The sequence below is a fragment of the Streptomyces sp. BV286 genome (genome assembly GCF_019090165.1).
In the GTDB taxonomy this organism is placed as follows: domain Bacteria; phylum Actinomycetota; class Actinomycetes; order Streptomycetales; family Streptomycetaceae; genus Streptomyces.
In genome coordinates this window covers 144,277-168,609 of the sequence record NZ_JAHRIB010000024.1, presented here as the reverse complement: position 1 = coordinate 168,609, position 24,333 = coordinate 144,277, and the positions used below count along the sequence as shown (strand labels likewise).

Annotated in this window: 19 protein-coding genes; 13 read left to right on the top strand and 6 right to left on the bottom strand. The window is 68.1% G+C overall.

Translation table 11 applies throughout. The features are described 5' to 3' along the window. Positions 1–59 precede the first annotated feature (59 nt). Positions 60–464 carry a carboxymuconolactone decarboxylase family protein gene (locus KUF83_RS03405; protein WP_217453003.1) on the top strand — a complete coding sequence of 135 codons (405 nt, stop codon included), beginning with the start codon at positions 60–62 and terminating at the stop codon, positions 462–464. Further along, complete coding sequence (locus KUF83_RS03400; RefSeq protein WP_217453002.1) at positions 461–1,264, top strand: SDR family NAD(P)-dependent oxidoreductase; 804 nt, start codon at positions 461–463, stop codon at positions 1,262–1,264. Before KUF83_RS03405 ends, KUF83_RS03400 begins: the two co-directional genes overlap by 4 nt. Positions 1,265–1,808: 544 nt before the next feature. Here the strand turns inward: KUF83_RS03400 and KUF83_RS03395 are convergent. Both KUF83_RS03395 and KUF83_RS03390 read right to left on the bottom strand, forming a co-directional pair. After that, the gene (locus KUF83_RS03395; protein ID WP_217453001.1) at positions 1,809–2,831 is read right to left on the bottom strand and encodes an ornithine cyclodeaminase family protein; all 1,023 of its coding nucleotides are present in this window, start codon (positions 2,829–2,831) and stop codon (positions 1,809–1,811) included. 509 nt (positions 2,832–3,340) lie between these two features. Continuing rightward, positions 3,341–4,000: a GntR family transcriptional regulator gene (locus KUF83_RS03390; protein ID WP_217453000.1), complete on the bottom strand. Its 660-nt coding sequence runs from the start codon at positions 3,998–4,000 to the stop codon at positions 3,341–3,343. A 94-nt stretch (positions 4,001–4,094) separates the two neighbouring features. Here KUF83_RS03390 and glyA point away from each other — a divergent pair, with 94 nt between their 5' ends. The 7 genes from glyA to purU are packed head-to-tail and all read left to right on the top strand — an operon-like array spanning position 4,095 to position 12,683. After that, entirely contained in the window at positions 4,095–5,411 is a 1,317-nt protein-coding gene (gene glyA / locus KUF83_RS03385) for a serine hydroxymethyltransferase (protein WP_374105969.1), read from the top strand. Next, entirely contained in the window at positions 5,408–6,628 is a 1,221-nt protein-coding gene (locus tag KUF83_RS03380; protein WP_217452999.1) for a sarcosine oxidase subunit beta family protein, read from the top strand. Before glyA ends, KUF83_RS03380 begins: the two co-directional genes overlap by 4 nt. 10 nt (positions 6,629–6,638) lie before the next feature. After that, positions 6,639–6,935, top strand: coding sequence for a sarcosine oxidase subunit delta (locus KUF83_RS03375; RefSeq protein WP_217452998.1), 297 nt, complete (start codon positions 6,639–6,641; stop codon positions 6,933–6,935). Further along, positions 6,932–9,784 (top strand): sarcosine oxidase subunit alpha family protein, encoded by a 2,853-nt coding sequence (locus tag KUF83_RS03370; RefSeq protein WP_217452997.1) that lies wholly within the window; start codon positions 6,932–6,934, stop codon positions 9,782–9,784. The genes KUF83_RS03375 and KUF83_RS03370 overlap by 4 nt, the downstream gene beginning before the upstream one ends. Continuing rightward, on the top strand, positions 9,777–10,385 hold the full coding sequence (locus KUF83_RS03365) for a sarcosine oxidase subunit gamma (protein WP_217452996.1): 609 nt from the start codon (positions 9,777–9,779) through the stop codon (positions 10,383–10,385). Before KUF83_RS03370 ends, KUF83_RS03365 begins: the two co-directional genes overlap by 8 nt. Beyond that, complete coding sequence (locus KUF83_RS03360) at positions 10,385–11,758, top strand: L-serine ammonia-lyase (RefSeq protein ID WP_217452995.1); 1,374 nt, start codon at positions 10,385–10,387, stop codon at positions 11,756–11,758. The genes KUF83_RS03365 and KUF83_RS03360 overlap by 1 nt, the downstream gene beginning before the upstream one ends. A gap of 4 nt (positions 11,759–11,762) precedes the next feature. Further along, on the top strand, positions 11,763–12,683 hold the full coding sequence (gene purU / locus KUF83_RS03355; protein ID WP_217452994.1) for a formyltetrahydrofolate deformylase: 921 nt from the start codon (positions 11,763–11,765) through the stop codon (positions 12,681–12,683). A gap of 531 nt (positions 12,684–13,214) precedes the next feature. Here purU and KUF83_RS03350 read toward each other — a convergent pair. Continuing rightward, positions 13,215–15,062 (bottom strand): helix-turn-helix domain-containing protein, encoded by a 1,848-nt coding sequence (locus KUF83_RS03350; protein WP_217452993.1) that lies wholly within the window; start codon positions 15,060–15,062, stop codon positions 13,215–13,217. 220 nt (positions 15,063–15,282) lie between these two features. On the opposite strand from KUF83_RS03350, the gene KUF83_RS03345 reads away from it, so the two are divergent. Next, positions 15,283–16,308, top strand: a complete 1,026-nt coding sequence (locus tag KUF83_RS03345; RefSeq protein WP_217452992.1) for a proline racemase family protein — start codon at positions 15,283–15,285, stop codon at positions 16,306–16,308. A 121-nt stretch (positions 16,309–16,429) separates the two neighbouring features. Here KUF83_RS03345 and KUF83_RS03340 read toward each other — a convergent pair whose 3' ends face one another. From KUF83_RS03340 to KUF83_RS03330, 3 genes are read right to left on the bottom strand one after another with little or no spacing between them, the layout of a single operon-like run. After that, the gene (locus KUF83_RS03340; protein WP_217452991.1) at positions 16,430–17,533 is read right to left on the bottom strand and encodes a mandelate racemase/muconate lactonizing enzyme family protein; all 1,104 of its coding nucleotides are present in this window, start codon (positions 17,531–17,533) and stop codon (positions 16,430–16,432) included. A 34-nt stretch (positions 17,534–17,567) separates the two neighbouring features. Then, entirely contained in the window at positions 17,568–18,752 is a 1,185-nt protein-coding gene (locus KUF83_RS03335; RefSeq protein WP_308402899.1) for an alcohol dehydrogenase family protein, read from the bottom strand. Between the two features lie 25 nt (positions 18,753–18,777). Then, on the bottom strand, positions 18,778–19,857 hold the full coding sequence (locus tag KUF83_RS03330) for a hybrid-cluster NAD(P)-dependent oxidoreductase (protein ID WP_308402898.1): 1,080 nt from the start codon (positions 19,855–19,857) through the stop codon (positions 18,778–18,780). 810 nt (positions 19,858–20,667) lie between these two features. Between KUF83_RS03330 and KUF83_RS03325 the strand changes: the two genes are divergently transcribed. From KUF83_RS03325 to KUF83_RS03315, 3 genes are all read left to right on the top strand, one after another. After that, positions 20,668–21,978 carry an aromatic ring-hydroxylating dioxygenase subunit alpha gene (locus KUF83_RS03325; protein WP_217452990.1) on the top strand — a complete coding sequence of 437 codons (1,311 nt, stop codon included), beginning with the start codon at positions 20,668–20,670 and terminating at the stop codon, positions 21,976–21,978. A gap of 90 nt (positions 21,979–22,068) precedes the next feature. Continuing rightward, positions 22,069–23,328: a glycine betaine/L-proline ABC transporter ATP-binding protein gene (locus KUF83_RS03320; RefSeq protein WP_217452989.1), complete on the top strand. Its 1,260-nt coding sequence runs from the start codon at positions 22,069–22,071 to the stop codon at positions 23,326–23,328. Continuing rightward, positions 23,328–24,305 (top strand): proline/glycine betaine ABC transporter permease, encoded by a 978-nt coding sequence (locus KUF83_RS03315; RefSeq protein ID WP_217452988.1) that lies wholly within the window; start codon positions 23,328–23,330, stop codon positions 24,303–24,305. Before KUF83_RS03320 ends, KUF83_RS03315 begins: the two co-directional genes overlap by 1 nt. The last annotated feature ends 28 nt before the right edge of the window (positions 24,306–24,333 follow it).

Sequence of the window (24,333 nt, the reverse complement as noted above, 5' to 3'; positions counted from 1 at the left end):
CGGGACACGAGAGCGGCTGTCAGACACCGGCCAGGCGTGCCGCACACGGACAGGCTGCCATGGCAGAGATCATGCAGTGCCCGACTCCGGACATCGGTGAGCCCGGCTCGATCGGCGGCCTGGCCGCCCAGCACATTTTCGGTGACCTGTGGCAGCGTCCGGGCCTGTCCCGCCGCGAGCGGCGTCTGATCACCCTGGCCGTCCTGGCGGCCCTCGGCCAAAACCACCTGCACGCACCGATGCACATCAAGGCCGCCCTTGACAGCGGCGACCTGTCCGAGGCGGAAGTACGCGAGAGCGCCGTCCAGATCGCCTACTACGCCGGCTGGCCGCTCGCCACCTCCTTCGACGCCGCCATCGACTCGGCCACAGGCAGCCGCTCCCGCTACGACCAGGTGAACCCCCTGACGCCCCAGCTCGCACCCAACGAAGCACCCCGCACGCAAGCAAAGGAGCAGCCGTGAGCGCACGCCTGCACGGAAAAGCCGCCGTGGTGGTCGGCGGCGGACAAACTCCCGGGACCACCATGGGCAACGGCCGCGCCGCAGCCCTGACCTACGCCCGAGAAGGCGCCCACGTCCTGGTCATCGACCGGGACGAGAAGTCTGCCGAGGAGACCGCCGCCCTGATCCGCGACAGCGGAGGCAAGGCCGTCGCCCACCGCGCCGACATCACCGCAGAGGAGGACTGCGCCTCGATCGCGGAGACCACCCTGCGCGTCTTCGGACACATCGACGTCCTCCACAACAATGTCGGGATCGTGCCGACCGGTCACACCGAGGACCTCCCCCCGACGGACTGGCGCCGTGGCTTCGAAGTCAACCTCACCGGCATGTGGATGACCTGCAAGTATGTGCTGCCGCACATGCGAGCACGAGGACACGGTGCCGTCATCAACATCTCTTCGATAGCAGGACTGCTCGCGGGCGACGGAGCCATCGCCTACGCCACCTCCAAGTCGGCGGTGCACGCGATGACCCGCAGCCTGGCACTGGAATACGCACCGCACGGCGTCCGCATCAACGCCATCGCTCCCGGCATGATGGACACCCCGATGGGCGTGGACTCCGTCGCCCGGTCAACCGGCGCCCGGCGGGACGATGTCGCCACCCAGCGCGCAAGCCTCGTTCCCATGGGCCACCAGGGCACCGCCCAGGACGTCGCCGACGCGGCCCTCTTCCTCGCCTCGGACGAATCCGCCTTCATCACCGGCGTCATTCTCCCCGTCGACGGCGGCTTCACCCTGAAAACCGGCATGCACTGAGCTGTTTCCGTGCGCCCAGCAGAGCAGGAGGTGACACTCGAAGGTCAAGCCCCGACCGCCGCCGAACCATGAACCGGCACAGGGGCGGAGGGGCGACTCGCATCCGCGCGCGGGTTCGCCCACTCGGCCGCCAGGACTCTGCGAACCGCGCTTCCAACGGCGTCGTGATTGGGCGCTGACGTGACGTAGCCGCAGCTGATGGTTCCGGCACACGCTGTATCGCTGACTAGGTTACCTGTCAGACCGTTAGCGTCGGCTATGCCCGGAATGTATTCGTCGGTGGGCCTCCCGTTCTTCCGGCCTGTGCGAACATGACGGACGGGGCAGCGGTGGCCGTCGCTCACGTGACGGTCCGGCTCACCCTGGTGCGGTCCCAAGCGGCAACTCGGATGCCTGGACGCAACCGAGACGGACACAAGCTGGACCGTCTCACTGACCTCCGGGCACCGCAGGTCATCGACTTTGGGCCACCCGGACTTGCCGGGCCCACCAGCATGCCGCCGGGGCGCCTCTGGCAGCGCAATGGCACCTGAGACGAACGGACTTACCAGGGGGTCGTTGACGTTCCTTCCGTACCTCCGGTGTTGCGCGGCCAATCGACGCTCTGGCCGACGCCGTGCGCTTCGGCCCGCTGGTAGATGCTCCAGGCCGCTGCTGCGTCCTGAACACCGAGGCCGGCGCTGATGTACGTGATGATGTCGTCGTCGCTGACCCGACCGGTCGCGTCACCGGTCAGAACATGGCCGAGTTCGAGGACTTCCAGCTCAGCTGGGTCGGCCTGGGCCAGAGCCGCGACGATCGGACCGCAGTTCTGCCGTGCCGTCGGTTCGTGATCGACGACGACGTGGCGGCTGGCGTGGAGGATGTCGGGTCCGATCTCGCGGCGGTGCCGGTCGAAGGATCCCACCGTGACGACGGTGGCACCGGGGGAGAGGTCGCGCGCGGAAAACAGCGGCTCCGTGGCCAAGGTGGCGCAGACGACGACGTCCGCCTCGGCGATCGCGTCACTCAGGGACTCCACCCGCTCGACGTCGAACCCCTGCTCGTGCAGGCGGCCGACGGACGCGTCGAGCGAGGACCGGCGCGGCGACCACATTCCAGTCCAGGCGTAGGCCCTGTCCCGCTGCAGTGCGGCGATGTGCGCCTGCCCCTGCACGCCGGACCCCAGTACGAGGAGACGGGTCGCGTCCTTCCTGGCCAGCGCCCCGACCGCGACCGCGCTGGCAGCGGCTGTCCGCAGCGTGGTGATCGCCGTGCCGTCCATGAAGGCCACAGGAACGCCGGTGAGGGGGTCGAGCACGGCGACCACGGCATTCACTGTTGGTCGGCCCGCCACCGCGTTCCCGGGATTGATGCTCCCGAACTTGCAGACGGGGCCGCTTTGGCGGTCGAGGCGGGAGGCATAGCAGAAGACGGTGTCGGGCTCGTCTGCTACGTGGCCGCCCAGGATCTTCTCGGGTTGCCACGCCTCTCCCCGCGCGAGAGCGATGAAGGCCGTCCGCTGCGAGGCGATCGCCATGTCGATGTCGAGGAGGGAACGGACGTCCTGCTCGTCGAGGAATCTCATGGCTGCCGCACCGTTCGCCACCGTGACGCCGACAGCGAGCGTGCCCAGTGGGCTCGCGCACGTTCATGCTGGCCGTCGCGCAACGCACGGTGGGGTGCGAGGGGATCGCACATCACGACTGCGGCCGCGACACCGGAGGGGCCCCACGGGATCGCGGTCAGGAGCCCGTCTGACGCGAATGGTGAGGCAAGTGCGCTGCGGTCACCGCTCAGGTATGACGACATTTCGAAAGTCTCCTCAAGTCGAGTGAGCCTGTGGACAGGTATCGACCTGCGGCGCGGAGCCAGCTACCGAAGGGCGACGGGCTCGAGGTTTCCTGGGGAGCTGGCAGCGCGGCGCCGCCGGTGATGAAGTATGTAAAAGACAGCGGTGACCAGCAATGCCTCGCTGCCGGACCGACCGTCGAGGTACATCTGAGTCAAAAATTCGGCTTCGGTTCCCCGCAGCCAGTCGCCCGCGCCACACCGCGGGATGCCCTGGGCGCCGCGCGGATGAAGCGGAGAGCCTTCTCAGATTGCCGCGCGAATGGCCTGTTCGAAGCCCACGACGTGACGGTCGGCCAGATGTGCCGCCTTGTCGGGGTCACCGGCGACGATGGCCTCGATCAACGGTCCGTGCTCAGAGACGTGCCCCGCCATGTCGGTGAGCCGGTCGACGAACAGGCACCAGATGCGGGTGGCCAGGTTGTCGTAGTGGACGAGTGTGTCCACCAGGTATGGGTTGTGTGTGGCGGTGTAGATGGCGCGATGGACCTGAAGGTCCAGATGCATGAGCTCGGCGGCGCTGTGCCGCCGGGGATCGGCGCTCTCCAGTTCCCGCCGTAGGGCCGTCAGCGTCGCACGGTCCGTGGCCGTGGCGCGCCGCGCCGCCTGGGCGGCGGCCAGGGGCTCCAGCTCCTGGCGCACCTCGGAGATGTGGGCCAAGTCGGTGATGTTGACGTCGGTGGCGAAGGTGCCGCGCCGGGGATACGTCGCGATGAGGCGCTCGTACTGGAGCCGCTTGAGCGCCTCACGCACCGGTGTGCGCCCGACACCGAGGGACTGTGCCAGCTGCTCCTCGTTGATCGGCGCACCGGGACGGATCTCGAGCATGACGAGCCGGTCGCGGATGGCGCGATAAGCGCGTTCCGCGAGGGAGAGCTCCTCGCCCTCGGTCGCCACCTGCTGCATGAGACCCCCTTGACCTGTCCGGGAAGCTCACATACCTTACCGCACAAGCTGATATATCAGATGCTCATTAGTTGCCTCTCAGGATGGTGCTCAGGTGACAGCTCAGACGGCAGCGAACTCGTCGATCAGCACGTTCCCCTCCTCCCTCTCCCTCCCGCTCAGCGAGCTCGACCCCGACGTCGCCACCGCGGTGGCCGCCGAACTGCACCGCCAGCGGTCGACCCTCGAGATGATCGCCTCGGAGAACTTCGCCCCGGCCGCCGTCATGGAGGCCCAGGGCTCGGTGCTGACCAACAAGTACGCCGAGGGCTATCCGGGCCGTCGCTACTACGGCGGCTGCGAACACGTCGACGTCATCGAGCGGTTGGCCATCGCCCGGGTGAAGGAACTGTTCGGCGCCGAGGCCGCGAACGTCCAGCCCCACTCGGGCGCCCAGGCCAACGCGGCCGCGATGTTCGCGCTGCTGGAGCCGGGCGACACCATCCTCGGCCTCGACCTCGCGCACGGCGGGCACCTGACCCACGGCATGCGCCTCAACTACTCCGGCAGGCTCTACAACGTCGTGCCGTACCACGTGAGCGAGTCCGACCTGCGCGTCGACATGGACGAGGTCGAACAGCTCGCCCTCGCGCACCGGCCGAAGATGATCGTCGCCGGCTGGTCGGCGTACCCCCGGCGGCTGGACTTCGCCGCGTTCCGGCGGATCGCCGACGAGGTGGGCGCGTATCTGATGGTGGACATGGCGCACTTCGCCGGTCTGGTGGCCGCGGGCCTGCACCCGAACCCGGTGCCGTACGCCGACGTCGTCACGACCACCACCCACAAGACCCTCGGCGGACCGCGCGGCGGTGTGATCCTCAGCCGGGCAGGACTGGCCAAGAAGATCAACTCCGCGGTCTTCCCAGGACAGCAGGGCGGCCCGCTGGAGCACGTGATCGCGGCGAAGGCGGTGGCCTTCAAGGTGGCCGCGAGCGAGGAGTTCAAGGAGCGCCAGCAGCGCACCCTGCACGGCGCCCGCATCCTCGCCGGACGGCTGCTGTCCGACGACGTCGCCGAGGCCGGGATCACGGTCCTGACCGGCGGCACCGAGGTCCACCTGGTCCTCGTCGACCTGCGAAACTCCACGCTCGACGGGAAGCAGGCCGAGGATCGGCTGCACCGCGTCGGCATCACCGTCAACCGCAACGCGGTGCCGTTCGACCCGCGCCCGCCGATGATCTCCTCGGGCCTGCGGATCGGCACCCCCGCCCTGGCCACCCGGGGCTTCGGCGCGGTGGAGTTCCGGGAGGTCGCCGACATCATCGCCGAGGCGCTCAAGGGCGAACAGGCCGACGACGAACTGCGGGCCCGGGTCACGAAACTCGCCGACGCGTTCCCCCTCTACCCCCACCTGAACGGAGGCGCGGCATGACCGTCGAGCCCCTGCCGGAGCACCCGGACTTCCTCTGGCGCAACCCCGAGCCGCGCTCCTCGTACGACGTCGTCATCGTCGGCGCGGGCGGCCACGGCCTGGCCACTGCCTACTACCTCGCCAAGAACCACGGCATCACCAACGTCGCCGTCCTGGAGAAGGGCTGGCTGGCCGGCGGCAACATGGCGCGCAACACCACGATCATCCGCTCGAACTACCTGTGGGACGAGAGCGCGGCGATCTACGAGCACGCGCTCAAGCTGTGGGAGCGGCTCCCGGAGGAGCTGGACTACGACTTCCTGTTCAGCCAGCGCGGTGTCCTCAACCTCGCGCACACCCTCCAGGACGTCCGCGAGGGCAAGCGCCGCGTGGGCGCCAACCGCCTCAACGGGGTCGACGCCGAGTGGCTGGAGCCGGACGAGGTCGCCAAGGTCTGCCCCATCCTCAATGTCTCCTCCCGCACTCGGTACCCGGTCCTCGGCGGCACCTTCCAGCCACGGGCCGGCATCGCCAAGCACGACCACGTCGCCTGGGCGCTGGCCCGCCGCGCCGACGAGCTGGGCGTGGACCTCATCCAGGGCTGCGAGGTCACCGGCTTCCTCAAGGACGGCGACCGGGTCGTGGGCGTCGACACCAACCGCGGCCGTATCCACGCCGGCCGGGTCGGTCTCGCGGCCGCCGGGCACAGCAGCGTGCTGGCCGAGCGGGCGGGCGTACGGCTGCCGGTGCAGTCGCACCCGCTCCAGGCGCTGGTCTCCGAACTGCACGAGCCGGTGCACCCCACCGTCGTCATGTCGAACCACGTGCACGTCTACGTCTCCCAGGCCCACAAGGGCGAGTTGGTGATGGGCGCGGGCGTCGACTCGTACAACGGCTACGGGCAGCGCGGCTCCTTCCATGTGATCGAGCAGCAGATGGCCGCCGCCGTCGAGCTGTTCCCGATCTTCGCCCGCGCCCATGTGCTGCGCACCTGGGGCGGCATCGTGGACGTCACCCCGGACGCCTCCCCGATCATCGGCACCACCCCCGTCGAGAACCTCTACGTCAACTGCGGCTGGGGCACCGGCGGTTTCAAGGCCACCCCGGCCGCCGGCTGGACCTTCGCGCACACCATCGCCACGGGCGAACCGCATCCCCTGAACGCCCCCTTCGCCCTGGAACGCTTCAGCACGGGCGCACTGATCGACGAGCACGGCGCGGCAGCCGTGGCCCACTGAGGAGGACGCTGTGCTGCTGATCACCTGCCCATGGTGCGGACCGCGGGACGAGACCGAATATCACTACGGCGGACAGGCCCACGTCCCCCACCCCGAGAACCCCGCCGACCTCACCGACGAGCAGTGGGCCGAGTACGTCTTCTACCGCGACAACCCCAAGGGCCCCATGGCCGAACGGTGGTCGCACAGCATCGGCTGCCGCCGCTGGTTCAACGTCGTGCGCGACACCTTCACCAACGAGGTGCTCGCCGTCTACCGGCTCGACGAGCCCCGCCCACAACTGCCCCAGGCCGGAGGGACCCGATGACCGACCAGGACTTCCGGCTCGCGCGAGGGGGCCGCGTCGACCGCGGCACCGTGCTGCGATTCACCGTCGACGGGCGGGAGTTGACCGGGCACCCGGGTGACACCGTCGCCTCCGCGATGTTGGCGAACGGGCTCGTCGAGGTCGCCCCCTCGCTCTACCGCAGCCGCCCGCGCGGGATCGTCGCCGCGGGGGTCGAGGAGCCCAACGCCCTGCTCCAGATCGGCGGTTCGTGCTCGGAGGGCATGCTCCCGGCCACGGCCGTGGAGCTGTACGACGGCCTGTCCGCCACCACGCTGTCCGGGATGGGCCGGCTCGACCCGACCCCCGACCCCGCCGTCTACGACAAGAAGCACGTCCACACCGACGTCCTGGTCGTCGGCGCCGGACCCGCCGGGCTCGCGGCCGCCGCGGCCGCCGCCGGCTCCGGCGCCCGCGTGATCCTCGTCGACGACCAGCCCGAGCCCGGCGGTTCGCTGCTCTGCGGCACCGGGACCGACCTCACGTGGGTCGCCGAGGTCCGCGCGGCGCTCGACGCGGCTCCCGAGGTCGTCGTACTGCAACGGACCACGGCCTTCGGGTCGTACGACGACAACTACGTGCTGGCCCTCCAGCGGCGCACCGACCACCTCGGAGCCGATGCCCCCGAAGGTGTCTCGCGCCAGCGGCTGTGGCACATACGGGCCCGGCAGGTGGTCCTCGCGACCGGCGCGCACGAGCGCCCGCTGGTCTTCGCCGGCAACGACCGGCCCGGGGTGATGCTCGCCGCGGCCGTGCGCTCCTATCTCAACCGGTATGCCGTGGCCCCGGGTTCGCGGGCCGTGGTGAGCACGACCAACGACAGCGCCTACGACACGGTCGCCGATCTCCACGCCGCCGGGATCGCCGTCGCCGTCGTCGTGGACGCGCGCCCCGAACTGTCCGAGCGGGCCGGCGAGATCGCCGCGGCGACCGGGGTGCGGGTGTTGACGGGCAGCGCGGTGGTCGACACCGCGGGGGAGGGGCGGCTCACCGGCGTCACGGTCCAGGGCCTCGATGACGCGGGCCAACTCACGGGCGCAGCCGAGGCGTTCGACTGCGATCTGCTCGCCGTCTCGGGCGGCTGGAGCCCGGTGGTGCATCTGCACAGCCAGCGCCAGGGCAGGCTGCGCTGGGACGAGGACCTGGTCGCGTTCGTCCCCGACGGGACCGTACGGGACCAGCGGGTCGTCGGTGCGGCCCGGGGGACGTACGACCTCGACGGCTGCCTGAACGAAGGGGCGCGGGCGGGTGCGCTGGCCGCGACGGACGCCGGGTTCCCGGTTCCTGTGCCGCCTGCCGGTGATGCCCAAGTCCCGGGCCCGGTGCGCGCGTTGTGGCTGGTGCCCGCCCCCGAGGGCGAACCCGGCACCTGGGACACCCACTTCGTCGACTTCCAGCGCGATGTCACCGTCGCCGACGTCTGGCGGTCCACCGGCGCCGGCATGCGCGGTGTGGAGCACGTCAAGCGCTACACCTCGCTCGGCACGGCGAACGACCAGGGCAAGACGTCCGGGGTGAACGCGATCGGGGTGATCGCCGAGGCGCTCGGCGGTTCGCTGGGAGAGATCGGTACCACGGCCTACCGGGCGCCGTACGCGCCGGTGGCGTTCGCCGCCCTGGCCGGGCGGGAGCGCGGCGACCTGTTCGATCCGGAGCGCACGACCGCCATCCACAGCTGGCATGTCGCGCACGGCGCGGAGTTCGAGGACGTCGGGCAGTGGAAGCGACCCTGGTACTACCCCCGGCCGGGGGAGGACATGGACACGGCGGTGATCCGTGAGTGCCGCGCGGCCCGTGAGGGCGTGGCGTTCATGGACGCGAGCACCCTCGGCAAGATCGAGATATGGGGCGCGGACGCGGGGGAGTTCCTCAACCGCATCTACACCAACGCCTTCAAGAAGCTGAAGCCCGGCACGGCCCGCTACGGCGTCATGTGCAAGCCGGACGGCATGATCTTCGACGACGGTGTGACCCTGCGCCTCGACGACAACCGCTACTTCCTGACCACCACGACCGGCGGCGCCGCCGGGGTCCTGGACTGGCTGGAGGAGTGGCTCCAGACCGAGTGGCCCGAACTCGACGTCCACTGCACCTCGGTGACCGAGCAGTGGGCGACGATCGCCGTCGTAGGACCGCAGTCGCGCCAGGTCGTCGCCCAACTCGCCCCGGACATCGACCTGTCCGCCGAGGCGTTCCCCTTCATGGCCTTCCGCGAGACCACCCTGGCCTCCGGAATCCCGGCCCGCATCTGCCGGATCTCCTTCTCCGGCGAACTCGCCTACGAGATCAACGTCTCCGGCTGGTACGGCCTCGCAGTCTGGGAGCAGGTGTACGCGGCCGGGCAGCCGTACGGCATCACCCCGTACGGCACCGAGACCATGCACGTGCTGCGGGCCGAGAAGGGCTACATCATCGTCGGCCAGGACACCGACGGGACCGTCACCCCGCAGGACGCGGGCATGTCCTGGGTGGTGTCGAAGCAGAAGGACTTCGTCGGCAAGCGGTCCTACGCGCGCGCCGACACGCTCCGCACCGACCGCAGGCAACTGGTCGGCCTGCTCCCGAGCGACCGCACGACCCGGCTGCCCGAAGGCACCCAACTCGTCGCGCCGGACGTCGACTTGGAGACGGTGCCCGTGCCGATGCTCGGGCACGTCACCTCCAGCTATCACAGCCCGGCCCTCGGCCGTCCCTTCGCCCTCGCCCTCGTCGCCGACGGGCGGGCAAGGAAGGGCCAGACCCTGCTCGCCCCGGTGGGCGAGAGCCTGGTGCCCGTCGAGGTGACCGACTTCGTCCTCTACGACCCCGAAGGGACCCGGCGAGATGGCTGAGCCGACGATCGACGCACGGGTGAGCCCGTTGACACATCTGCACGAGCGCATGCGCGCGGCCACGGTCACCGGCGGCCGGGGCGTCGCGCTGACCGAGTGGCCGTTCGTCACCATGGTGAACCTGCGCGTCGACCCCGACGCCGAAGCAGCCGACCGCATCGGGAAGACCCTGGGCGCGCCGCTCCCGCGCGAGTGCGGCCACACCACCGCGTCGGGCCCCCACACGATCGTCTGGCTCGGCCCCGACGAGTGGCTCGTGCTGTCCCAGGCCGAAAGCGCCGTGGTGACCGCCGAGTTGAAGGGGGCACTCGGATCGGACCCGGGCTCGGTCGTGGACGTCTCGGCGAACCGCACCACGCTGGAGTTGAGCGGCCCGGCCGCACGGCAGGTGCTGGAGAAGGGCTGCCCGCTGGACCTGCACCCCCGGGTCTTCGGTCCGGGGCGGGCGGTGTCGACGACGGTGGGCCCCGTCGCCGTACTCCTGTGGCAGGTCGACGAGGCGCCGACGTACCGGCTGTTGCCGCGGTCCTCGTTCGCCGACTATCTGGCGCGCTGGCTCCTCGACGCGATGAGCGAGTACCGCGGACCGGAGATTCCCTGATGGCGTTGAGCGCGTTCGACCTGTACTCGGTCGGCATCGGCCCTTCCTCCTCCCACACGGTGGGGCCGATGCGCGCGGCCCGACGCTTCGTCGGGCTCCTGGACGAGGAGGGCCTCCTGCCCTCGGTCAGCCGGGTGCGGGCCGAACTGTTCGGCTCACTCGGCTTGACCGGCCGCGGTCACGGCTCGGACAAGGCCGTTGTGCTCGGCCTTGAGGACGAGGATCCCGCCACCGTGGACACCGACCGGGCCGACGGCCGGGTGGCGCAGATACGCGACAGCAACACCCTGCTCCTGGCCGGCAAGCACCGGATCGGCTTCGACAGCGATGCCGACCTGGTACTGCACCGGCGCACGTCCCTGCCCGCGCACCCCAACGGAATGATGATCCACGCCTACGCCGACGACGGCCGGGTGCTCGCCAAACGGATCTACTACTCCGTGGGCGGCGGCTTCGTCGTCGACGAGGACGCCACCGGCGCCGACCGCGTCGTCGCGGACACCACACAAGTACGGTTCCCCTTCGGCTCGGCCGCCGAACTGCTCGCGTACTGCGCGCGGGAAGACCTCGCCATCAGCGACATCATGCTCGCCAACGAGCAGGCATGGCGGCCCGAGGCCGAGGTGCGCGCAGGACTGCTGCACCTGTGGTCGGTCATGCAGGCGTGTGTGGAACGCGGATGCCACCGCGAGGGAGTGCTGCCGGGCGGCCTGCGGGTGCCGCGCCGCGCACCGGCGCTGTTCCAGACCCTGAACTCGGGCACCGCCGACCAGGATCCGCTGCACATCATGGACTGGGTGAACCTGTTCGCCCTGGCCGTCAACGAGGAGAACGCCTCCGGCGGCCGCATCGTGACCGCCCCGACCAACGGAGCGGCCGGCATCCTGCCTGCCGTACTGCACTACTACGCGCGGTTCATCACCGGCGCCGACGACGACGGCATCGTCCGCTTCCTGCTTACCGCCGCCGCCATCGGCATCCGGTTCAAGGAGAACGCCTCCATCTCCGGCGCCGAGGTCGGTTGCCAGGGCGAGGTCGGATCCGCCTGCTCCATGGCGGCCGGAGCACTGTGCGAGGTCCTCGGCGGAACTCCGGCGCAGGTCGAGAACGCCGCCGAGGTCGGTATCGAACACAACCTGGGGCTCACCTGCGACCCGGTCGGCGGCCTGGTGCAGATCCCGTGCATCGAGCGCAACGCCATCGCCGCCAACAAGGCCATCAACGCGGCACGGCTTGCCCTGGCCGGTGACGGCACGCACAAGGTCACCCTGGACAGGGCCATCAAGACCATGCGTGACACCGGCGGGGACATGAAGGCCAAGTACAAGGAAACCGCCCGCGGCGGCCTCGCTGTCAACGTAATCGAGTGCTGACACCATGACTGATTCCCCGGCTTCCGCCGCGTCCCCCGCCCCCTCCGACTCGCTGACCGACCCCGCCACGGCGCCGGTCGAGCACGTACTCACCCTCGACTGCCCCGAGGCTCCCGGCATCGTCCACGCCGTCTCCCGGTTCCTGGTCGAGCACGGCAGCGACATCATCGACAACCAGCAGTTCGGAGACCGCCGCGACGGCCACTTCTTCATGCGAGTGCGCTTCGCCACCGCCGGCAGCGAGAACACCCCGCAGACCCTGCGCCGTGACTTCGCCGCCGTGGCCTCTTCCTTCACCATGCGGTGGCACCTCGAACCGGTCAGCACCCGTCGCCGCGTGCTGATCATGGTGTCCCGCTACGGCCATTGCCTCAACGACCTGCTCTTCCGCGCCCGCAGCGGCGACCTGCCCATCGACGTGGTCGCGGTGGTCTCCAACCACCGCGACCACGAGGCACTCGTCACCTGGCACGACATCCCGTTCTTCCACGTGCCGGTCACCGCCGCGACCAAATCCGAAGCCGAAGCCCGGCTACTGGAAATCATCGACTCGTGCGACCCAGACCTGGTCGTGCTGGCGCGCTACATGCAGGTGCTCTCCGACGACCTGTGCGCCCGACTGGCCGGCCGCATGATCAACATCCACCACTCGTTCCTGCCCAGCTTCAAGGGCGCCAAGCCCTACCACCAGGCACACGAGCGCGGCGTCAAGCTGGTCGGCGCGACAGCCCACTACGTCACCGCCGACCTCGACGAGGGCCCGATCATCACCCAGGAAGTCATCGACGTCGACCACAGGCACACCCCCGACGACCTGGCCGCCATCGGTCGCGACGCGGAGTCGGCGGCCCTGGCCCGAGCGGTCCGGTGGCACTGCGAAGGCCGGGTTTTCGTCCAGGGCAGGCGCACGGTGGTCCTGCGCTGACGGCCGGACGGCAGGGCGGAGTCGTGCTGTGCCCCGTTGAAGCCATTCGGTCGGCGCGGTCGGCTGGGCGACGCTCTGCATGACCTTGCGGGCCCCGGTGGTCGGCCCGACGTTCACCGATGCCGTCTCCAGGGCCCGCTGAACCGCGATCTCCCTGGCCTCCAACGGCCCCCTGCCCGCCGAGTGCCGCTCGTCCGGCACGCCAGAAATTCGCCGGCAGTCCGGCGTCAACACTGTCACCGGCAGCAGCTCCACCTGGGCTTCGGTCACCGCAGTAACCATCGAGCCGCGGAGGCAGCTGGATCCTCGGCCAACTCCTCCCGCGTGACAATCCGCCGGTCCAGCCGCATCTTCACGGCCTCCAACACCTCAGCGGGCCGCGCGAGTTTCTCCCGTCGGCCCTCCGCACGTACATGAGTGGGCGTCTCATATGAGGGCGTCGTGGATGTTCGAGGACGTGTGCGGATGTCCAACGCTCGTGATCGATACAGCGATGCGACGAGGCGCCCCGCGGCCATGCGGTACGCGTTCTCACCGAGTTGCTGAAGTCGATGTGGTGCGTGTGTCGCCGGGACGTGGCGTGGGTCTGCCGGCGATGGCGACCCAGAGGTCGGGGTCGAAGTGGGCTTGGGGCAGCAGGTTGACCATGTAGCGGGTGCTGCGTTCGACTTTGACACGCCACAAGCGTGCTGTTTCGTCGCCGTCACCTTCGACGATGGCCTCGAAGATCGCGGTGTCCTCGCGGGCGATGAGGTCGGCGGCCGCGTCGGTGAAGTCCAGCTGCAGGATGGAGATGAACATTCGTAGCCGCATGCTGAGGCGCTGGAAGAACAGGCTTGCCTGGGGCAGGCCCGCAGTGCGGGCTATCGCATCCTGGAAGCGTAGGTCGGCCTCCCCGATCCGAACGGGGTCGCTGCGCCGGACCGCTGCGTGGACCTCGGACAGGGCTGTGTCGACTGGTCGAAGCTCGGCTCGGTTCAGCATGGCGACCCGGCGCATGAGCACGGTGCCCAGTGCCGCCCGGGCCGCGTAGAGGTCAAGGACGGTAGTGACGTCGACCTGAGGAGCGGCGGCTCCGCGGTGGGGCAGCCGGTCGAGCATGCCTTCCTCGGCGAGCACACGCAGTGCCTCGCGGACGGCACCTCGGGAGACGCCGAGCCGGGATGCCAGGGGTGCTTCCTTGACGGGTTCGCCGGGTGGGAACGGGCCGGCGAGGAGAGCCTCGCGCACAAGATGGACGACCGGGTCGGCGGTGTCGGTCGGTCCGGGCGTGATGCCAGATGCTGCGCCGGTCCACTCGTGATCGCCGGAGTTGTCCGGGCGACCTTCCTGCGCGCTCCCGGACACGGTTGAGTCTTTATCAAGCCTCATCCATGTGAACGGACGTGATTGCGGCGTCCACGTGCCGCACCAGGCGCGGAGGCCGTCGCGGAGTGCGGTCGTCGACGTCGCGAAGCCGGGCACGTTCTCGTGGGTGAGCAGCGGATTGTTCGCCAGGAGAACCTCGACCTCGTCGAGCCATGACGAGTCGGTGGGAACGAGATGCTGGTGGAAACGCGGATGGTGCCGAACCCATGTCTCGACCGTGTCCCGGGTGGGGCTGTCGGGCTCGCCCCCGACGAGAAGGTGCACTTCCGAGCCCGCGGTCACACGCTCGTCGAGACTCTCCAGGAAAGCGCCCACAGACGCGCCCGGGCCGGCCGCGTCGTGTGTGTCCGGTCCGCCTCGGACCAGTGCGAATGCGTTCGCCACGGCGAGCATGTTCCTCGCCTCGGTGGCGCGCTGGCTCATGGGCGCCGCAGGTGTGGAAGTCCTGGCCCCGCGCTGCTGGAGAGGCGCGGCGCGACTGTCGGCGACGACGGCGAGCACGAGCGTGGGAGGGCCGAGGAACAGCCCGATCACGTCGCGGACCCTGGCGGTGCGCAGCGAGGTCCGGCCACCGTCCGCCGGCCAGCGGCCCGGTCGCGACTGCAGCCGGTACCTGCGCCAGATCCGGTTCATCGTCGCCTGGCTGAGGCCGGTCTCCGCCGCCATGGAGCGGGTCGACCAGTCCCGCCCTTCGGAAGGCGGCGGGGCCAGCAGGCACACGAGGGCCTGCGCGACGGTGTCGTCGCTCTTGGGAGGTCGTCCCGGGCGAGGCCGCTCGTGGAGGCCGTCCAGGCCGTCCGCCAGATATCGGGAGCGCCAGGTGGCGACCATGTCCCGGGAGATTCCGAGCTCTTCGGCCACGGCGGTGTCGGTGAGGCCCTGCTCGCACATCAGCACGATCTGCGCGCGCTGCGCCAACGCCCGCGAACCGGTACGGCTACGGGTCCGACTCAGCAAGGTGGCGCGATCAGTGTCGGTGAGCGTGACAGTGCTGCGGGAGCTTCTGGCCATGGTGTGGCCAGCGTAGGTGAAGTTATGCCTCAGTTGCATCGATGCGCCGGGTGGAGAGCCAGGGGCGTTGTTGCCGGCTGGGCGTGGTCGGAGACTTTTGCCCTGGCGGACGTCGGCGCCGGATCGAGTTCTCAGAGGCCGCGGATTCCCGATGCCGAGTCCTGGCGAGAGACAGCAACGGAAAGCAGTCACCATGTCTTACAAGCGAATGATCCATGCAGTGGACACGCATTCGGGCGAGCCGATGCGCGTCATCACCGGAGGCGTCCCGCACATCCCTGGTGCGTCCGTCTATGAGCAGATGAAGTGGCTCGAGCAGAACGACGACCAGCTCCGGTCGCTCATGCTGCGTGAGCCCCGTGGGTACCCGCCCATGTGCTGCAACCTGATCGTTCCGCCCAAGCACCCGGACGCCGCGGCCGGCTACATCATCATGGAGCAGGTCGAGTACCCCGTGATGAGTGGTGGCAACACCATCGCTGTCGCGACCGTCCTGCTCGAAACCGGCATGATCCCCATGCGGGCGCCCTTCACCGAGTTCAAGTTGGAGGCCCCGGCCGGCCTTATCGGCATCAGGGCCGAGTGCCGTGACGGCAAGGTCGGGCAAGTGACCTTCGAGAACGTCCCCGCCTTCGCCGCTCACCTCGACACCGTGATCGACGTCCCCGAGCTCGGCCAGGTGACCGTCGACGTCGGGTGGGGCGGCATGTTCTACGTGATCGCGGACGTGCGGCAGTTCGACGGACTGCAGCTGGTCCCGTCCCACGGACGGGAGATCGCCCGCGTTTCCTCCCTCGTCCTCCGGGCTGCCCAGGATCAGCTGCCGGTCGAGCACCCCGACTACCCGGGCATCGGAATCACGATCTCTCAGCTGTCAGGCCCCACCGGCAATCCGGCCGCCGACATGAAGAACGCGGTGACCATGGCGAGCGGCCCCGTGGACTTCTCCAACCCCGCGACGTGGATCGGTGCCATCGACCGGTGCCCGTGCGGCACCGGTACGTGCGCGCGGATGGCCACCCTGCACGCCAAGGGCGCACTCAAGCTCAACGAACCCTTCCGCCACGAGGGGATCCTCGGCACCGTCTACACCGGCGAACTCATCCGGGAGGTGCAGGTGGGGCCCTACACCGGCGTTGTCCCGACCATCGGCGGCCAGGCGTGGATCACCGGTTACAACACCCTCGTACTCGACCCTGACGACCCGTTCGTCGACGGCTTCACCGTCGGGGACATCTGGGCCTGAGGCCGGTCCGGACGAGCGGTGCCCCACCACTGGGTCACGTACCAGGCTTGTGCTGTCGGTCGACGGCTGTGGAGTGGTCAGCCGGGCGGGGTCCCGGCCACGCCGGCCACCTGCCCCTCCGCTATGCGAAGGACGCGACAGGCTTGCCGAAGACGCCCTCGTCGGGAACGACGCCGAGACCGGGGCCGGTCGGTACCTGAATGTGGCCGCCTTCGACCCGGATCGGATTGTCCGAGTCGTAGTGGACATCCATGAAAGGTTCGGCGAGCCATACACCTTCGAGCAGCCGCGGCTGCACCGTCGCGCCGATGTGCACGCATGCGGCAGCGATGATGTCCCCTCCCCATGAGTCGTCACACGTATGAGGCATGGAACGTGACTCGCAGAGGTCTCTGACGGTCGCGATACCTCCCAGACCACCGAAACGCGTGACCTTGAGTCCGAATCCGTCGCACACTCCGAGCGAGATCGCCCGGAGCACGTCATTCAGACCCTCGGTGTTCTCGTCGAGGTAGATCCCGTGGTGCAGTTGCCCGCGAATCGCGGCGATCTCCTCCATCGTGTTGCAGGGCTGCTCGAAGACGAAGGGGATGTCGGCGCATTCCCGGCCGATGCGCAGCACGTCGCGTGTGTTCAGCGACCGGTTGGCATCGACGGACAGGCGGGTGCAACCCGTCGCTTCCCACACCTTGCGGATCGTCTCGATATCGATTTCGACCGGTCGCCCACCCACCTTGATCTGAAGACGCGGATAGCCCTCGGCGATCCGCTCCACGGCGGTCCGGGCAACTTCATCCGGATCTCCGATGGGCAGTGCGTAATAGGAGTTCACGCGCTCGCTCGCCGCGCCGCCCAGCATGTCGCACACTCGTATGCCGTGGGCCTTGCCGATCAGATCGTGCATCGCGATGTCGATCGCGGCTTTCGCGTAGTCGTGGCCGTAGAGGAGCGTTGCCATTGCACGGCGTATCTCCCGTGGGCCCGTCACCGTTCTGCCGATCAGGCCCGGCGCCATCTGGTTGAGTGCGGCCCGGGCACCCAGGGCATGCTCCTGCGCATAGGTCGGGCCGACCGGGCACACCTCCCCCCAGCCGGAGATTCCCGTGTCGGACACGACTTCCACAATCGTCGAGTCCAGGGCCGTATAGGCGCCTTCGGACATCCGGTAGACCTTGCCGCTCAACGGCAGGTCCATTTGATACACGTGAATCTCGGCGATACGCATTCTTACCTTCTTGGTGGCAGATGCAGGTTCGTTTTTACGCGGTCGGGGCCGGTGGGATGAGCACCAGCTTTCCGAGGTGGCGTTTTGTGAGGAAGTCTTCCTGCGCTCGAGCGATGGCTTTGAGGGGGTAGGTGCGGGAGACAACTGGTCGCACTTCCCGGCGTTCGACGTACTTGATCACGTTCTCGAACACTTCGTCCTCTTGGAACGTGCAGCCGAACACCGAGACGTCCTTGAGGTACAGGGTGCGCAGATCGATCTCCGCGACCGGCCCTCCGATGGCGCCTGCGATGGCATAGCGGCCACCGGGGCGCAGCAGGTCCAGCAAGCGCGAAACCTGAGGGCCACCCACGAGATCGATCACGACGTCGACGGACCCACCGCCCAGGGCGCTGATCACATCCGCACTGCGGTCAACGGTCTGATCGGCGCCCTGCGCCATGACATCGGCGGCCTTCGAGGCCGAGCACACCGCGATGACGGTCGCGCCCCGGCGCTTGGCCAGCTGTACGGCGGCGAGTCCCACTCCGCCCGAGGCGCCGGTCACGAGCACCCGCTCCACCCCGACCGCGGCCCGGTGCATCATGTTCTCCGCAGTGGAGTAGGCACACGGCACGGCCGCCAGTTCCTCGTCGCTCCAGTCGCTGCGAACCGCGTACGTCTCCGCAGCGGGGGCCACCGTGAACTGTGCGAATCCGCCGTCGCATTCGCTGCCGAAGGTCCAGCACGCGAAGGGCTGGTAGTCGACGGGGGTGCGCAGCATGTTCCGTACGAGGACTCGCTCGCCGATGCGATCGCGCGACACTCCCTCGCCCACGTCGGCGATGCGGCCGCAGGCGTCCGCGCCCTGGATGCGGGGGAATTCGAGGGCTTTGCCCGTCCACGTCGCGTCCGCGTCGTCGACGGTGTCGAAACCCGCTGACCCGCCTTCGCCTGTTCCGGACGTGATCACTTTTGAATACCAGCCGATACGGGTGTTCACGTCTGTGTTGTTGATCCCGGCGGCGGCGACCTGGATGAGCACCTCGCCCTTCTTGGGGCGAGGAACGGGTACGTCCGTCCGGTACTCGAGTTTTTCCAGCCCGCCATGACCGGTGAGGAGGACGGCTGCCATCGTCTTCGGCAACAAGTTTTCGCTACCTTTCAACTTCGTCCGCTCAGGTCGAGCGGCCACGACAGCTGGTCGCCGGCGCCCTGCGTCCGACACCGCCGGCGGCACGAGCGGATAGCGTCACAGCCCTTTGTCATGCGTCGATACGGACGTCATCCAAGGGCTTGGAGCAGCAGATCAGGATCTTGTTCTGGGCGATTTCGCGGGGACGGATTCCCCCGTTGTGTTGCATGTCGACTTCTCCGGACAGCATGGTCGTTTTGCAGGTCCCGCACATCCCCTGGGTGCACGAGGCCGGAGGCCTGAGGCCGGCCGCGTAGGCGGCGTCGAGGAGGGTTCCGTCGGCTGCGCAGGTGACGGTGCGGCCACTGCGGACGAACTCGACGCTGTAGGTGGTGGGTGCGCCGGTTTCCTCGTCCGGTGCAGGGGTGTGGTCACCCTCGGGGGCGTCGGGCAGCGGCGGGGCTCCGCCACCGTCGACAGGAGCGGGAACGCTGGAGACGGGGAGGCTTTCGAAGGAGAAGCTCTCCTCGTGGTACCCGCTCATGTCGTAGCCGACGTCCCCGAGGATGCTCCGGATCGACGCCATGTAGCCGGCGGGCCCGCAGGTATAGGTCTGGCGTTCGTCGAGATCGGGTGCGAGTGCCTGGAGTATGGGCGCAGACAGGCGGCCGCGCAGGCCCATCCATCGTTCCGACGGATAGTCGTCCTCACACACATGGACGACCCGGATGTTCGGCATGACAGCGGCCATGGCTTCCAGCTCGCGGCGGAAGATGATATCCGCGGGCGTGCGGGCGCTGTGTACGAAGACGACGTCCGCATCCGAACCGAGGTCGTACATGGTCCGCATCATTGACATGAGCGGAGTGATGCCGCTGCCGGCGGACAGGAACAGGTACTTGGGCGCCGACGGGTTCGCCAGCGTGAAGCCGCCCAATGGTGCCTGGGCGGTGATGCGTGCGCCGGGGACCACGTGGTCGTGCAGCCAGTTCGAGACCGGGCCACCGGGGACGCGCTTGACCGTGATCGAGATCAGGTGCGGGCGTGTCGGTGGTGACGAGATGGTGTAACAGCGAGTGAATGCCACCCCGTCGATCTCGAGCTGGAGCGTGATGAACTGACCTGGGTCGAAGCGGAACGTGCGATGGCTGTCAGCCTCGAAGTGGAAACTTTTGACGTCATGGGTGATGTCGAGGACCTTGCGGCACACCAGGACCGCCTGGTCCTCCTCGCCCCAGCAGTCCGGAGCCCAGGACGGGGGCATCGGGCCGGAATCCACCTGGGTCGCGAAGAGGTCACCTGTGGTGACCACGGTGTCCGGGCCAGTTGTTGCGACCACCACTTGAACCTCCATTGGCACGGTGGGCACCGATTGATGACTCGAAGCCGAATCCGCTGCGTCGGGTGGGCAGCGACTCGGTCGTGTGAAGCGTGCAGTTCTGCTCAGCCGGGACTCAGGCAGTGATGTGCTCACTCCTGGATCGGTCCCGGCTCGTAGCCGGGGGCTCGTGAACCCGTTCGGCGGTCAGTAGCGCACCGAGGGTTCCCGGAGTCGCGTCGACTCTCAATTTTGTACCGTATAGCGCAACGTTCGTGTCCTGCGAGACAAGGGTGGGTCCGTCGATCCCCGGTTGTCAACAGGCCTCGTCAGGTCGCCGAAGGGGCCCTTGAGGGAGGGCGGGAGTGCTCGCTCGTCAAGCGGATCGCCTCCGCCGCAGGGAACGCCTTCGCCGCGGAGTCGCCTCCGCCGCAGGGAACGCCTTCGCCGCGGAGTCGCCTCCGCCGTGTCCGGCCCGTGACCGGGTCGTCGATGTACCGGTGGTCCGTGAGTCGAGGCGGCAGGCGAAACCGCCAGGCAATCAAGCATTTACCAAGCGGGTGCCAATTCATCGAAACCGCCAGGCTGGAGCCCTTGACAGGGTATGGGGTCACTTCTAGCCTCGGTTCGCACAGTGCGATTGTCTCACTGTGCGAAACAGGGACTCGTCGTAAATCCTTGATCATGAGTGGGAGATGTCCCATGAACTTCTCGTCCGCCAATCCGGCATCGGCCCCTGATATCGCCGAAATGGTCGCGCGCCGAGCGGTCGGCTACAGCCTTGAGGCGCCCTTCTACACCAGCCAAGAGGTCTATGACCTCGACCTCGAGGTCATATTCGGCAGGCACTGGCTGTTTGCCTGCGCAGAGGCGGAGCTGGCCGAGCCGGGTGACTACGTCACCCTGGACATCGGGCGGCAGTCGATCATCATCGTGCGGGATGACGACGAGAGCATCCGAGCCCTCCGTAACGTCTGCCGGCACCGTGGCTCCCGGATCCTGGAGGACCCGTGTGGTTCTGTGGGCAACCTTGTCTGCCCGTACCACCAGTGGACCTACCGCACGGACGGCAGTCTGATCCACGCCGAGGGCCAGGACCCCGCGCTCGACCGTAAGCAGTTCGGTCTCAAGCCCGTCAGTGTGCGCACCGTGGCCGGACTGGTCCTGGTGTGTCTCTCCGATGACCCTCCCACGGACATCGACGAGGTGGCCGCGGTCATCGAGCCCTACCTGTCGCCCTACCGGCTCAAGGACGCGAAGGTCGCGCACCATATCGACCTGATCGAGGAGGGCAACTGGAAGCTGGTGATGGAGAACAACCGCGAGTGCCAGCACTGCGACGCCGGCCACCCGGAGTTGCTCACCGCCTACTTCCCCCTCGGGCTTTACGCCGGGGGCGACTATCCCCCACGGATGCGTGCCGTTCTCGAGCGTTACCAGGCCGCCGAGGCTCGTCTGCACTATGCGTGCGCGGCGACCGGCATGCCCGTCGGCACGCATCGCGAGCTCGACGATCGGCCCACTGGGTACCAGATCACCCACCTGCCGCTCGACGGCGTAGGCGCCTCCTTCGGAGAGGCGGGTGCGCAGGTCAGCCGCAGGCTGATCGGTGAGATCGCGATCCCTGAGTTCGGCGACATGTCACTGCATCTGCAGCCCAACTCGTGGTTCCACATGCTCAGCGACCACGCCGTGGTCTTCCGTGTCATGCCTGTCGCACCGGGCAAGACCCTGGTCCGCACCACCTGGCTCGTGCACGCCGACGCTGTAGAAGGTGTCGACTACGACGTCGACTCCCTGACCGCCGTATGGAGCGCCACCAACGATCAGGACCGGGCATTCGTCGAGAAGTGCCAGCGAGGTGCGAGTGACCCTGGATACGAGCCCGGCCCCTATGCGGGGATCGAGGGCGACGTCGAGGCGTTCGACAATTGGTACATAAACCGCCTGCGCGAGCATCTCGGTCTCAATGACGCGCACCTGTCCCTGATCACTCACGCCTCCGGCCAGTGATCGTCCACCAAGCACTCGAAGTCTCGGGCCCTGGGGCCTTCGCATGACTGAGAGCCGAGTTCGCAGCGCAACCGGCGACAGGAGTCCGGCATGAACGCGATTGTGGCCCATGAGACGTACAAGGTCTTCGGTAAACGTCCCGAGCGTGGCGTCGCACGTCTTCGCGAAGGCGCGACGCGCGAGGAACTGCGCAAGGACGGCATCACCGCGGCTGTGATCGACGCGTCCTTCGAGGTACGTGAAGGCGAGATCTTCGTCGTCATGGGACTGTCCGGCTCGGGCAAGTCCACCCTGATCCGCATGGTGAACGGGCTGTGGGAGCCCACCGCGGGTGAGTTGCTCGTCCATGGCGAAGACGTCGTCACGATGAATCAACAGCAGTTGCGACGCATGCGCCGCGAGAAGGTCAGCATGGTCTTCCAGCACTTCGCGTTGTTTCCGCACCGCACGGTGGGTGAGAACGCCGCGTACGGCCTGAAGGTCCAGGGCATACCCAAGGACGAGCACGAGCGCCGAGCCAAGGAAGCACTGCGCCTGGTGGGGCTCAAGGGCTGGGAGGACTCACTCCCGGGACAGCTGTCCGGGGGCATGCGGCAACGTGTCGGCCTGGCGAGAGCACTTGCCGCGGGCACCAACATTCTGCTGATGGACGAGGCCTTCAGCGCGCTGGATCCCTTGATCAAGCGCGAGATGCAGGACCAGTTGATAGAGCTCCAGCACAAGCTCGGCAAGACCATCCTCTTCATCACGCACGATCTGAATGAGGCCATGCGCCTCGGGGACAGAATCGCGATGATGCGCGACGGGCGGGTCGTCCAGGTCGGCACGGCCGAGCAGATTCTCAACGATCCGGCCGACGACTTCGTCGCCCAGTTCGTCCTGGACGTCGACCGGACGCGTGTGCTGACCGCCGGCGCCGTCATGACCCCACCGGTGGCTCTTGTCGGGTCCGAACTGGGACCCCGAGCCGTCCAGAAGATGATGCGTGACCATCAGGCCGCGCGCCTCTTCGTGGTCGACCGGAACAAGAAACTGTGCGGTGCCGTCGACGAAGAGGCGGTCGTGGGCGCTGTGGGGGAGGGGGCAGACTCCCTGGACGGCGTTCTCGACGACCAGGTGGTCAGCGTGTCCGAGCATGCCCACCTCTCCGAACTGCTGGCGTTGAGTGCCGACACCCCCAAGGCGCTGGCCGTCGTGGACGACGAGGGCCGAGTGGTGGGGGTGCTGGCCCGAGTCACGCTGCTCCACGCCCTGGCGCAGCGAGGCAGCGCACAACAGGCCGGCAACGGCCAAGCCTCTGCGGTGCAGGCGCTCCATTCCGATCACGTCCGTGCGGAGGTGAGTGCGTGATGACCGCGCTGTCGCTGTTCGATGTTCCCAAGATCCCCGTCGGGGATGCGCTCCAGGACTTCTTCGACTGGCTCACCACACATATGGGTGGGTTCTTCGACACGGTGAGCAACGTCATCGGCTCTGTTGTCGACGGGTTCATCAGTGTCCTCGAAGCTCCGGACCCCGTTGTTCTGGCGCTGATCTTCGCCTTGATCGGGATGCTATTCAAGGGATGGAAGTTCGCCGTCGTCGCCTTCCTCGGATTGCTGTTCATCATCAGCATGGATCAGTGGGCAGCCGCGATGCAGACACTGGCGCTCGTTCTGGTCGCCACTTTGGTGGCGATTGTGATCGCGATCCCCACAGGAGTGCTCGCAGCGAGGAAACCGTGGGCGAGTGCGGCGCTCAGGCCGATCATGGATCTGATGCAGACGATGCCCGCGTTCGTGTGGCTGGTGCCCGTCGTCACACTCTTCAGCATCGGTGTAGTCCCGGGCGTCGTCGCGACGATCATCTTCGCGCTGCCGCCGGGCGTCCGACTGACGGAGCTGGGGATCCGCAACGTCGACGCGGAGGTCGTCGAGGCGGCCAACGCGTTCGGGTCCACGCCCCGCCAGACCCTGCTCGGCGTGCAACTGCCACTGGCGCTCCCGACGATCATGGCCGGGGTCAACCAGGTCATCATGCTGTCCCTCTCGATGGCTGTGATCTCCGGCCTGGTCGGAGCCGAAGGACTGGGCGGTCAGGTGACAACCGCCATTTCGACACTGGACCTCGGTCTCGGCTTCGAGGCAGGGCTCTCGGTGGTGATCCTGGCCATCTATCTGGACCGGGTCACGGCCTCCGTCGGACAGGGAAGGAGTGGCGGGAGGCGCGGTTTCCGGCTTCGCAAGCCACGACCCTCCGCTCCAGAAGTAGACGATTCCACTCTCGACGGAGGTGAGACGGAATCACCCGCAGTGGCGGAAATCGGGGCGTCAAAGATCGGCGGATAGGTCACTGCGGCCGTCCGGTACGTGAGAG